We start from the raw sequence: 10,565 nt of genomic DNA, 5'->3' as shown, positions 1-10,565 counted from the left end.
CCGCCGACCGCACCGCCCCCGCCGGCCCCCGGTACGCCGTCCGGCTCGCCCGCGACGAGGACGAGGTACGGGCCGCCCAGCGGCTGCGCCACCAGGTCTTCGCCGGGGAACTCGGCGCGCGCCTCGACCCCGCCGAGCCCGGCCTGGACGTCGACGCCTTCGACGCCTACTGCGACCACCTCCTCGTCGTCGACGAGGAGAGCGAGCAGGTCGTCGGCACCTACCGGCTGCTCCCCCCGGAACGCGCCGCCGTCGCGGGCCGCCTCTACTCCGAGGCGGAGTTCGACCTCGGCGCGCTGGCGCCCATCCGCCACGACCTCGTCGAAGTCGGCCGGTCCTGCGTCCACCCCGACCACCGCAACGGCGCCGTCATCGCCCTGATCTGGGCCGGCCTCGCCCGCTACATGGGCCGCTCCGGCCACGACTGGCTCGCCGGCTGCTGCTCCGTCCCGCTCGCCGACGGCGGGGTGCTCGCCGCCGCCACCCGGGAGACCGTCCTGCGACGCAACCTCGCCCCCGAGGCGTACCGCGTCACCCCGCACCTGCCCTGGAGCCCCGAGGGCGTCACCGTCCCCGGCCGGCAGGAACTGCCCCCGCTGCTGCGCGGCTACCTGCGCCTGGGCGCCTGGGTCTGCGGGGAGCCCGCGCTGGACGCCGAGTTCGGCTGCGCCGACCTGTACGTACTGCTCTCCCTGCGCCGGACCAACCCGCGCTACCTCAACCACTTCCTCGCGCTGGCCCCGGACGCATGAACGCCTGGCTGCCCACCGCGCCCTGCACCCCCGAGGCCTGCGCCGGCCACGAGGGACCCGCGGCGAGCGTCCCGCACGCGGTGCTCCGCCTCGCCGGCGCCGTGGCCCTCGTCCTCCTCGCCGTCCTGACCGCCGCGCCCGTACGGCTGCTCCCGGACCGCCCCCGACACGCCCTCGTACGGAGCTGGTCGGCGGCGCTGGTCGCCTCCCTCGGCATACGGATCACCGTGCACGGAAACCCCGGGGCGGGCGGCGGCCGGCTGATCGTCGCCAACCACATCTCCTGGCTCGACATCCCGCTCGTCGCCGCCGTGCTGCCCTGCCGGATGCTGGCCAAGAGCGAGATCGGCGCCTGGCCCGTGCTCGGCCGGCTCGCCGCCCGGGCCGGAACCCTGTTCATCGAACGCGACCGGATCAGGACCCTCCCCGACACCGTCGCGACCCTCACCCGCGCACTCCTCGCCGGGGACCGGGTCACCGTCTTCCCCGAGGGCTCCACCTGGTGCGGGCGCGCCCAGGGGCCGTTCCGGCGGGCCGCGTTCCAGTCGGCGCTGGACGCGGGCGTGCCCGTACAGCCGATCCGGCTCGCGTACCGGCTGTCGGGAGGCGCAGAACCCGCCGGGAGCCTCGCCGGGGCGCCCGCCTTCGTCGGGGACGACCCGCTGACGGCCTCCCTGTGGCGCATCGCCCGCGCCAGGGGGGTGCGGGCCGAGGTGTGGTTGCTGCCGCGGATCCCGCCGGGCCGGCACGAGGACCGGCGGGACCTCGCGGCGGCGGCGCAGGAGGCCGTCCACGCGCGGGCCGCGCGACCCGTACCGGCCGCGCGGCCCGTTCACACCGCGGAGCCCGTGCGGGGGGCGCGGCCCGTCCGGACCGCACCCCTCCTGCCGGGCATCCCCACTCAGGCCGCCGGGCCCTGCGCCACCGACAGGGACAACGCGAAGCGGCCCGCCGCGTCCGTCCACCACTGGGTCAACTCAAGCCCGGCAGACGCCAGTTCCTCGCGCACACCCTCCTGACGGAACTTCGCGGAGATCTCCGTCAGGATCTCCTCGCCCGCCCTGAAGGGCACCACCATGTCCAGGGCCCGGATCTTCACCACCGCCTCCGATCGTGACCGCAACCGCATCTCGATCCACTCGTGTTCCTTGTTCCACACCGCCACGTGCGTGAACTCGGCGGTGTGGAAGTCCGCGCCCAACTCGCGGTCGATCACGGCCAGTACGTTCTTGTTGAACTCCGCCGTCACCCCCTGCGCGTCGTCGTACGCCGCGACCAGGACGGCCTCGTCCTTGACCAGGTCGGTACCCATCAGCAGCGCGTCACCGGGCGACAGCATCGCCCGTACGGACGCCAGGAACGCGGCCCGCTCCGGCGGCAACAGGTTCCCGATCGTGCCGCCGAGGAACACCACCAGGCGCGGCCCGGGGGAGTCGGGCAGCCGCAGTGGCCGCGTGAAGTCCGCCACCAACGCGTGGACCTTCAAGCCGGGATGCTCCGCCAACAGGGTGTCCGCCGCACCCCGCAGGGCGCTCTCGCTGACGTCCACCGGAATGTACGTCTCCAACGCGGGCATCGCCTCGATCAGGTGCCGGGTCTTCTCGGAGGAACCGGAACCCAACTCCACCAGCGTGCGGGCGCCGCTCTCCGTCGCGATCTCCCGGGCCCGCTCCAGCAGGATCTCCCGCTCGGCGCGCGTCGGATAGTACTCGGGCAACCGGGTGATGTCCTCGAAGAGTTCACTGCCCCGGGCGTCGTAGAACCACTTGGGCGGCAACTGCTTGGGGGAGCCGGTCAGCCCGCCGCGCACGTCGGTGCGCAGCGCCTTCTCCGCGGCGTTCTCGTCGAGGGTCCGGGTCAACTGGAAATCACTCACGGTCGGCTCTCCTTGAGCGGGGTCAGATCGACCCTCGTACGGGTTGCGGTCAACAGGGTCCGGTCGGGTACTTCACACCAGCGGGAGTCGTCGTCGTGCGGCTCGGAGGCCACGACCACGCGCCCGGCGTGCGGATCCGCCAGATACCAGAGGGAATCGCCCCAGGCGGTCGCGGCGATCGTGGAGCCGTCGGTCAACAACAGGTTGAGCCGTGAGGCGGGGGCGGCCGAGGCCAGGTCCCGGACGGGACCGGCGAGGGCGGTGCCGAGGTCGTCCCCGGCGCGCAGACGGTGCAGGACCAGCGCCCAGATCAGCGCCGAGTCCGTGCGCGCGGCGAGTTGCAGCAGCTCCTCCACCGGCAGCCCGGCGGCGACCGGGGCCGCCGACTCCGGCCAGTCGCGCACCGAGCCGTTGTGGCTGAAGAGCCACCGCCCGTCTGAGAATGGCGCGGCGGCGGCCTCCCCGTCGGCCCCGGCCAGCGTCGCGTCCCGTACGGCGGCCAGCACGCCGCCGCTGCGCACCACGCGGGTGAGGTCGGCGAACGTGAGGTCGCCCCAGATCGGGCCGGACCGCCGGTAGCGGGCCGGCACCGGGTCGCCCTCCGCGTACCAGCCGATGCCGAAGCCGTCGGCGTTCACCGTGCCGTTGCGCTGCCGGCGCGGCGCCCACGACTGCCGCACGAGGGAGTACTCCGGTTCGCTCAGCAGCCTCCCGAGGCTCACCACCGGCCCGAGATAGGCGAGATGGCGACACATCAGGCATCATCCCGAGCGGTGCGGAAGCCGGAGAAGATCTGCCGGCGCACCGGCAGGTCCCAGTTGCGGAACGTGCCCCGGCAGGCCACCTGGTCCACCGCGAACGACCCGCCCCTGAGCACCTTGTGCTCGGGGCCGAAGAACACCTCCGAGTACTCCCGGTAGGGGAACGCGCGGAACCCCGGGTAGGGGAGGAAGTCCGACGCCGTCCACTCCCACACGTCGCCGATCAGCTGGCGCACCCCGAGGGGGGATGCCCCGGCCGGATAACTGCCCGCGGGGGCCGGGCGCAGGTGCCGCTGCCCCAGGTTCGCGTGCGCCGGGGTCGGGTCGGCGTCGCCCCACGGGTACCGGGTGGAGCGGCCCGTACCCGGGTCGTACCGGGCGGCCTTCTCCCACTCGGTCTCGGTGGGCAGCCGGCGCCCGGCCCAGCGGGCGTACGCGTCCGCCTCGTACCAACTGACGTGCAGCACCGGCTCGTCGCCCGGCACCGCCTCGGTGACGCCGAAGCGGCGGCGCGACCACGTGTCGCCCTCCCGGTGCCAGAACAGCGGGGCCTCGATCCCGTGCGCGCGGATCTGTTCCCAGCCCTCGGCGGCCCACCAGCGGGACTCGCGGTAGCCGCCGTCCGCCATGAACGCCTGGTAGTCGGCATTGGTCACCGGCGCCGTGTCGATCCAGTACGGCGCGGTGTCCCGGGTGTGCGCGGGCCGTTCGTTGTCCAGCGACCAGGGCTCGGCGGAGGTTCCCATCGTGAACGGCCCGCCGGGCACCAGCACTTCGCTCGCGGACAGCGGCGGGCCCTGCGGCGGATCCGGGTCCGGGGCGGTCAACACCGCGGCTCCCCGTCTCAGCTGATGCGTGATCAACATCGTCTCGTCGTGCTGCTGTTCATGCTGGGCGATCATCCCGAAGACATAGCCGCCGGACAGCAGGTCCGTACCCTCCAGCGGGGTGCGCTCCAGCAGGTCGAAGACCCGTCCGCGCACCTCCGCCGCGTACCGGCGGGCCTCATCGGGCCCCAGCAGCGGCAACTTCGGCCGCTCGGACCGAGGATGCTCGAACGCGTCGTAGAGCGGGTCGATCTCGGGACGCATCGACTCGCGGCCGGCGACGTTGCGCAGCAGCCAGAGCTCCTCCATGTTCCCGATGTGCGCCAGGTCCCAGACGAGCGGGGACATCAGGGGGGAGTGCTGTGCGGTCAGGTCCCGGTCGCTCACGGTCTCGGTCAGCCCGGCGGTACGGGCCCGGGCGGCGGTCAGGGCCGCCACGGCCCGCTCGCGGAGTATCTCGGGGTGTATGTCGGTGGTCACGGGCGTGCGTCCTTCCCGGCGGGCTGCCGCTGTTCCTCTTCGTCGTCCGCGGGGCAGCGCCCGCGCAGTACGTAACGCTCGGTGAAGGCTCCGACCTCGTCCCGGACGTGCGTGCTCGCCCCCAGGCGGGGGAGTGCCTCGCCCGCCGCCAGGAAACAGGCGACGGCGGCCGACCGCAGCTCCGGATCGGCGAGCCCCGCGCGGGCGGCGGTCCGCCACAGGGGGTTGCGGGGCGCGCTGTCGGACCCGTACGCGTCCGACAGCGCCTTCGACACCCGGTACGCGGTCTCCGCGGCCTCCGGGTCGTCGAACAGCGCGTGCACCACGGCCACCGGCACGATCCAGCCGTGCTCGCCGGGCTGCGCGTCGATCATCCGCAGTTCCAGGTGGCCGCGCGGTCGGATCGGCGGGAACAGCGTGGTCAGGTGGTACTCCAGGTCCTCGGCGGTGGGCGGCCGCGGGCCCGTGCCGGACGTCAGCCAGTCCCGGAAGGTCAGGCCGCGCGGGATCACCCAGGGCGCCCCGTCCCCGACGGACCGGACGCACATCACCTCGGTGTCCAGGGCGTGCCGGGTCCACGCGTCGCGGGGCTCCTCCTCCAGCGGCGGGGCCAGGGCGCGCCGCGCGTCGATGTCGTTCCAGATGCCCTGGCGGGCGCACCGCCAGCCGGCGTACGGGCCTTCCACGCCGGGGGAGTTGGCGAACGCCGCCACCAGGACCGCGCCCAGCAGGTGCGCGAGCCGCCAACGCCGTCCGTACCCGAGCGGGCCGGGCTCCTCGTGGCCGGCGTCCACGCAGACCTGTACGGACGCGGAGGAGCGCATCATGGCCCGCCCGGCGGGACCCGTGCGGTCGAAGTACGTCTCCATCGCCTGGTAGCGCGGGCTGTCCAGCATCCGGCGCAGGGGACGCCGGGCGTCCTGCCCGAGGCCCCGCAGTACCAGGCCCTGCCGGTGCAGGACGCCCCGTACGGCCGTGAGGTCGGCCTGAAGGTCGTCCACGCACTCCGTCAGGGAATCGGCCGGAGCCGAACTGAGCTCCAACTGGCCGCCGGGTTCGACGGTGAACCCGGAGTGCAGGGGCAGCGCGCCGGCCGCGTCGTGCGCGGCGGCGAGCCGATCGGCGGACAGTGCGAGATCGGGCCGCTCGGCGTCCAACACCAGCCATTCGAGTTCGGCGCCGAGCACACGAGGTGGACCCGTCTTGAAACAGATGCCGTGGAGGAGCGCCTCGGCCGAGGCCTCGGTGAGGGGCTCGGGCGGGGGGTGGTGCACAGGCGGAGCAGGTGAGTCCTGGCGCATGACCGGATCCTCGTCTCCTGTCGGCGGCCGGCGCTTTCGTCGGCCGTGATGTCACCCGTGCCTACCCGTCTGCGGGCCACAAATTCCATTGCAGTTCGAGGGGCTCGACCGGAGGATTGCGGGGTGAGCAGCAGACTGCGTGAAATCGCGCGGGAGAACGCGACGATCCTTGCGGCCGGGGGGTACCGGACGCGGACGGGACGGCAGATCTCCCTGGCCGCCGCCCTGGCGGAAGCCAAGGCAGGAACCAGAATATATGGACCAAACCGTGTCATTCCATATGGAGAGCCCCTCAAAAGGGAGGGGGAGACCGCCTTCGAGGTCACGGGCGAGAGCAGTACCGTCGCCGCCCGCCGGCTCGCGACAGACGCTCCGCGGGGGGTCCGGGTCGCCGTCCTGAACTTCGCCTCGGCCCGCAATCCCGGGGGCGGATACGTCCGAGGCGCCAAGGCCCAGGAGGAGGCCCTGTGCCGCGCCTCGGCCCTGTACGAGACCCTGTTGGAGGCCCCGGAGTACTACGAGGTCCACCGCGCGGGAAAGAGCACCTTCTACACCGACCGGGTGATTCACTCACCCGCCGTCCCCGTTTTCCGCGACGACCGGGGCCATCTCCTGGAGACCCCCTTCCAGGCCGCCTTCCTCACCTCCCCGGCCCCCAACGCGGGCACCATCCGCCGCCAGGAACCGGAGCGCGCCCACGAGATCCCGGGCGCCCTGGCGCGAAGGGGCGAGCTGGTCCTGGAGGTGGCGGCGCTCCACGGCCACCGGCGACTGGTGCTGGGGGCCTGGGGATGCGGAGTCTTCCGCAACGAGCCCGCAGCCGTGGCCGAGGCCTTCCGGGAACTGCTCACCGGCCGCTTCGACGGCGTCTTCGAACGGGTCGTGTTCGCAGTGCTGGACCGTGAGCCCGGACCCCGCCAGACATTCGAACGGGCGTTCGCGGGGCTGTGTGCCGAGCCGGGCAGCCCGGACCCCGGGCGCTGAACCGGCCCGCCCCGCTCCGGGCCCGATGTCTCCTGGCGCGGGGGCGGGCGGCCCGCAGGCGCCCGGCTACCGCCAGCCGTACCGCTCGCGCAGCCGCTCCACCACCAGCTGGAAGCGGCCCCGGTCCAACGCGCACGCCTCGCGCCGCATGCCCGACTCGTGCACCCTCAGCACCCGATCCACCGCCACCCAGGACTCCCGCCCCGCGCCGTCCCACGGCCCGGTCCCGATCGGCACCCACTCCCGGTCGTGATCGTGCCGCTTGCTGGACAACTGCACGGCCAGCAGCGTGCTCCCGCCCGCCTCCCGGGCGACCACCAACACCGGCCGGTCCTTGCCCCGCCCGTCGTTCTCCTCGTACGGAACCCAGGTCCACACGATCTCGCCGGGATCCGGATCGCCGTCCTTGTCCGGCGCGTACTCGGTGCGCACCGGTCCGATGGCGCGCGGATCCGCCTCGCTGGTCGCGGTGACGCCGTCACGCCCGGGCTGCTCGACGTGACCGTTGCCGTGGTCGTTGCTCTGGTGGGAAAGTGCCGTCATTCCGGTGAGGTTACTGGTTCCGGCCACTTCGAGGCCCAGTCCTCGGCCGCCTCGACCTGGGCCGCCAGGGAGAGCAGCAGGGGCTCCGCGTGGGCGGGACCCAGCAGTTGGGCGCCCAGGGGCAGACCGTCCGGGGTGAACCCGGCCGGGATGTTGACACCCGGCCAACCGAGGACGTTCCACGTCCAGGCGTACGGGCACGCCGCGATCATCGCCCGGTCCGTCGCCAGCGCCCCCAGACCCGCGAGGGCGCCGATCCGCAACGGCGGGGTGGCCGTGGTCGGGGTCAGCACGACGTCGAAGCGGTGGAAGATCTCCCCGACCCGGCGTTGCAGCACGACTTCCGCCCGGCGGGAGACGCGCAGGGGCACACCGCCCAGGATCCGCCCCGTACGAACGGCCTCGTGGGTGCGCGGGTCCAGCAGCGAGGAGTCCGGTACGCGGGCCGCCAGATCCCGTACGCCGCCGGTCGCGCGGGGTGCGAAGGTCAGGCCGATCGGGCCGTAGCGGGGATCCTCCTCGACGACTTCGTGCCCCAGTGACTCCAACCGTGCGGCCAGCCGTTCCACCGCCGAACGCACCACGGGGTCCAGGGACTTCGCCGTGGCGGTGAACGCCATGGCGAACGACAGGGCGATCCGAAGGCGGCGCGGTGTGCGCCGGGCCGCGTCGACGGCCGAGATGCGCGCCGGGCTGTGCAGGTCTCCGGCGTGCTGCCCGCTCGCCGCGTCGAGCAACAGCGCCGCGTCGCCCACGGTGCGGGCCAACACGCCGTTGACCGTCAGCCCGTTGAAGGACTCGGGTTCCGGCCAGGTGGAGATGCGCCCCCGTTGCGGCTTCACGCCGACCAGGTGGGTCCACGCCGCGGGGATGCGGACCGAGCCCGCCCCGTCGGAGCCGAGCGCCGCCGGGACGAGTCCCGCGGCGACCGCGGCCGCCGAGCCGCCCGAGGAACCACCGGGCGTGTAGGCGGTGTTCCACGGGTTGCGGGTGTCACCGAACGCGTGCCCCTCGGTGAACGGCCACTGGCCCAACTCCGGAGTCTGGGTCTTGCCGACGATGATCGCGCCGGCCGCGCGCAGTCTGCGTACGGCCTCGCAGTCGGCGTGCTTGGGCGGGAAGGTTCCCGCGCTGCCGAAGGCGGTCGGTTCCCCGGCGACGTCCATGTCGTCCTTGACGGCGATCGGCACCCCGAGCAGCGGGAGTCGCTCGCCGGCCGCCAGCCGTCGGTCCGCGTCGTCCGCCTCCGCGAGCGCGGCCTCGATCCGTACGACACGGAACGCGTTGAGGGCGGGCTGGGCGGCCGCGATCCGCTCCAGGGTCCGCTCCGTCAACACGCGTGCGGTGACGCTGCCTTCGGCGAGCGCGCTCACCGTGTCCGACAACCCCGCGGAGACCCGCGGGGCCGAGCCAACCGAATCCAGCGATGACGCCGACATCGGACCTCCCCCTTACCGATCGGTAGGAACGACGGTAACGGGGAGGACCGGAGAGTCGCCAGACCCAGCCCTGCGAGGAACTCGTGAACCGCGGGCCGTGTGAACACTGGCGGTGCCCGGCAGGGCCGTCGTCAACGGACGCCGCGGATGGGTTTCACCGCGAGAGCGCCCGCCACGGCCAGGACTGCGGCGACGACGAACAGCGCGGTGTAGCCCCCGCTGAGCGAGACGATCACCGAGGCGATGAAGGGCGCGATGATCTGCGGCCCCGCGTTGGCGATGTTGAGCACGCCCATGTCCCGGGCCGCGTCCTCGGCCTTGGGAAGCACCATCGTCACGAGCGCCGTGTCCACGGCCATGTAAGAGCCGAAGGCGAGCCCGTTGACCGCGGAGAAGACCAGCATCGCCGTCCAACTGGTGGAGACGGCCGGAATCACCAGGGCGAGCGCGGACAGCAGCGCGGACGCGCCGACGAACAGCTTGCGGCGGTCGAACCGGTCGGACAGCCAACCGCCGAGCACCGTCGAGACGACCATGGCCACACTGGTCAACGGCATCATCACGGCCACCGCCGCCTCCGGCTTCATCCCGTCGGGCAGCACGGTGTGGTCCTGGAGGATGTACAACTGGTAGCCGCTCACGGCGAAGTAGCCCAGCACGAGCAGTGCCCGTCCGATGAACGCCCATCGGAAGTCGTGGTCGCCGAGCGCGCTCGCGAAGGCGGCGAGCTGGGCCCGGACCGGCAGCGGGGCGCGGGCCGGCAGTCGTTCCTCCCGGGCGCAGGCCGTGAACAGCACCGCGGCCCCCGCGACGATCGCGCCGAACACGAGGTATCCGGTGCGGTAGTCCTCGGAGAAGGTGGCGCCGAGCAGGGCGCCGAGGGTGGATCCGAAGGGCAGTCCGAGGCCGACGGCGGCGGAGGCCTTGCCGCGGGCGGTCGCGGGGATCCGGTCGGGGACCACGGAGGTGATGGCCGCCTGGTAGACGTTCATGACGGCCTGGCCGAGGCACCAGGCGATCGTGATCAGCAGGATCGTGTCGGCGAACCCCAGCAGGAACATGGCCGGGAGCGCGGCGAGTCCACCGCCCAGGATCCACGGATCGCGCCGTCCGCTGCGGTCGGACAGGGCGCCCGCGACCGGATTGAAGATCGTCGCGAAGACGGCCGAGACCCCCGCGATCAGGCCGAAGTTGGCGACCTTGTGCACGGGGTCGATGTGCTCGACCTGGAGGGCGAGCAGGATGCCGGCCACGCCGATGTACAGGGAGTACATGGCGGTGTTGCCGACGAGCAGGAGCGGGAGCAGGCCGCGACCGGGGCCGGACTTCGCGGGTCTCTCGGACGCGTCGGGGGTGGCGCCGGCGGTGCCGGTGCCGGGGGAGGAAAGGGCCACGGTGCCCTCCTGGGCGGTGTCTGCGTGCGGCTGACGGGGGATGCGGAGGGATCGGGGGGAGGCGCGGGTGCGCGCCGCCCTGTCGCGGTGGCGGGGTGCGACGGGACGCGCCAGGGCGGCGGCACGGCTGGACACGCGGGCCCACACGCCGTCGGTCGGGGTGTGACAGCGGGGTTACACGTGTCAATGAATCGTGTAACCACTGTGT

Annotated in this window: 10 protein-coding genes; 3 read left to right on the top strand and 7 right to left on the bottom strand. The window is 73.2% G+C overall.

Going from position 1 to position 10,565, the window contains the following annotated elements; genetic code table 11:
- The coding region (locus tag ADK55_RS05645; RefSeq protein ID WP_053676345.1) for a GNAT family N-acetyltransferase at positions 1–752 on the top strand (752 nt) is incomplete at its 5' end.
- Positions 749–1,771, top strand: a complete 1,023-nt coding sequence (locus ADK55_RS35950) for a lysophospholipid acyltransferase family protein (protein ID WP_159041288.1) — start codon at positions 749–751, stop codon at positions 1,769–1,771. The genes ADK55_RS05645 and ADK55_RS35950, both read left to right, overlap by 4 nt.
- On the opposite strand, the gene egtD is transcribed toward ADK55_RS35950, so the two are convergent.
- From egtD to egtA, 4 genes are read right to left on the bottom strand one after another with little or no spacing between them, the layout of a single operon-like run.
- On the bottom strand, positions 1,654–2,628 hold the full coding sequence (egtD, locus tag ADK55_RS05635) for an L-histidine N(alpha)-methyltransferase (protein WP_053676344.1): 975 nt from the start codon (positions 2,626–2,628) through the stop codon (positions 1,654–1,656). The genes ADK55_RS35950 and egtD overlap by 118 nt on opposite strands.
- Positions 2,625–3,383, bottom strand: coding sequence for an ergothioneine biosynthesis protein EgtC (gene egtC, locus ADK55_RS05630; protein WP_053676343.1), 759 nt, complete (start codon positions 3,381–3,383; stop codon positions 2,625–2,627). The genes egtD and egtC overlap by 4 nt, the downstream gene beginning before the upstream one ends.
- Positions 3,383–4,696 (bottom strand): ergothioneine biosynthesis protein EgtB, encoded by a 1,314-nt coding sequence (gene egtB / locus ADK55_RS05625; RefSeq protein ID WP_053676342.1) that lies wholly within the window; start codon positions 4,694–4,696, stop codon positions 3,383–3,385. Before egtB ends, egtC begins: the two co-directional genes overlap by 1 nt.
- Positions 4,693–5,997, bottom strand: coding sequence for an ergothioneine biosynthesis glutamate--cysteine ligase EgtA (egtA, locus tag ADK55_RS05620; RefSeq protein WP_053676341.1), 1,305 nt, complete (start codon positions 5,995–5,997; stop codon positions 4,693–4,695). Before egtA ends, egtB begins: the two co-directional genes overlap by 4 nt.
- A 123-nt stretch (positions 5,998–6,120) precedes the next feature.
- On the opposite strand from egtA, the gene ADK55_RS05615 reads away from it, so the two are divergent.
- Positions 6,121–6,981, top strand: a complete 861-nt coding sequence (locus tag ADK55_RS05615) for a TIGR02452 family protein (protein WP_053676340.1) — start codon at positions 6,121–6,123, stop codon at positions 6,979–6,981.
- Positions 6,982–7,047: 66 nt separating this feature from the next.
- Here the strand turns inward: ADK55_RS05615 and ADK55_RS05610 are convergent, their stop codons facing one another.
- From ADK55_RS05610 to ADK55_RS05600, 3 genes are all read right to left on the bottom strand, one after another.
- Positions 7,048–7,524 (bottom strand): type II toxin-antitoxin system PemK/MazF family toxin, encoded by a 477-nt coding sequence (locus ADK55_RS05610; RefSeq protein ID WP_053676339.1) that lies wholly within the window; start codon positions 7,522–7,524, stop codon positions 7,048–7,050.
- Entirely contained in the window at positions 7,521–8,963 is a 1,443-nt protein-coding gene (locus tag ADK55_RS05605; RefSeq protein WP_053676338.1) for an amidase, read from the bottom strand. Before ADK55_RS05605 ends, ADK55_RS05610 begins: the two co-directional genes overlap by 4 nt.
- A gap of 131 nt (positions 8,964–9,094) precedes the next feature.
- Positions 9,095–10,357, bottom strand: coding sequence for an MFS transporter (locus ADK55_RS05600; protein WP_053676346.1), 1,263 nt, complete (start codon positions 10,355–10,357; stop codon positions 9,095–9,097).
- Between the last annotated feature and the right edge of the window lie 208 nt (positions 10,358–10,565).

This window comes from Streptomyces sp. WM4235 (assembly GCF_001279725.1).
Classification (GTDB): Bacteria; Actinomycetota; Actinomycetes; order Streptomycetales; family Streptomycetaceae; genus Streptomyces.
The sequence above is the reverse complement of the archived record's forward strand: the minus strand, read 5'-3'. Positions and strand labels throughout refer to the sequence as shown.

Coding starts and splice junctions, on each gene's coding strand:
- ADK55_RS35950 (WP_159041288.1), top strand. CDS start 749: ATGAACGCCTGGCTGCCCACCGCGCCCTGCACCCCCGAGGCCTGCGCC.
- egtC (WP_053676343.1), bottom strand. CDS start 3,383: ATGTGTCGCCATCTCGCCTATCTCGGGCCGGTGGTGAGCCTCGGGAGG.
- egtA (WP_053676341.1), bottom strand. CDS start 5,997: ATGCGCCAGGACTCACCTGCTCCGCCTGTGCACCACCCCCCGCCCGAG.
- ADK55_RS05610 (WP_053676339.1), bottom strand. CDS start 7,524: ATGACGGCACTTTCCCACCAGAGCAACGACCACGGCAACGGTCACGTC.
- ADK55_RS05605 (WP_053676338.1), bottom strand. CDS start 8,963: ATGTCGGCGTCATCGCTGGATTCGGTTGGCTCGGCCCCGCGGGTCTCC.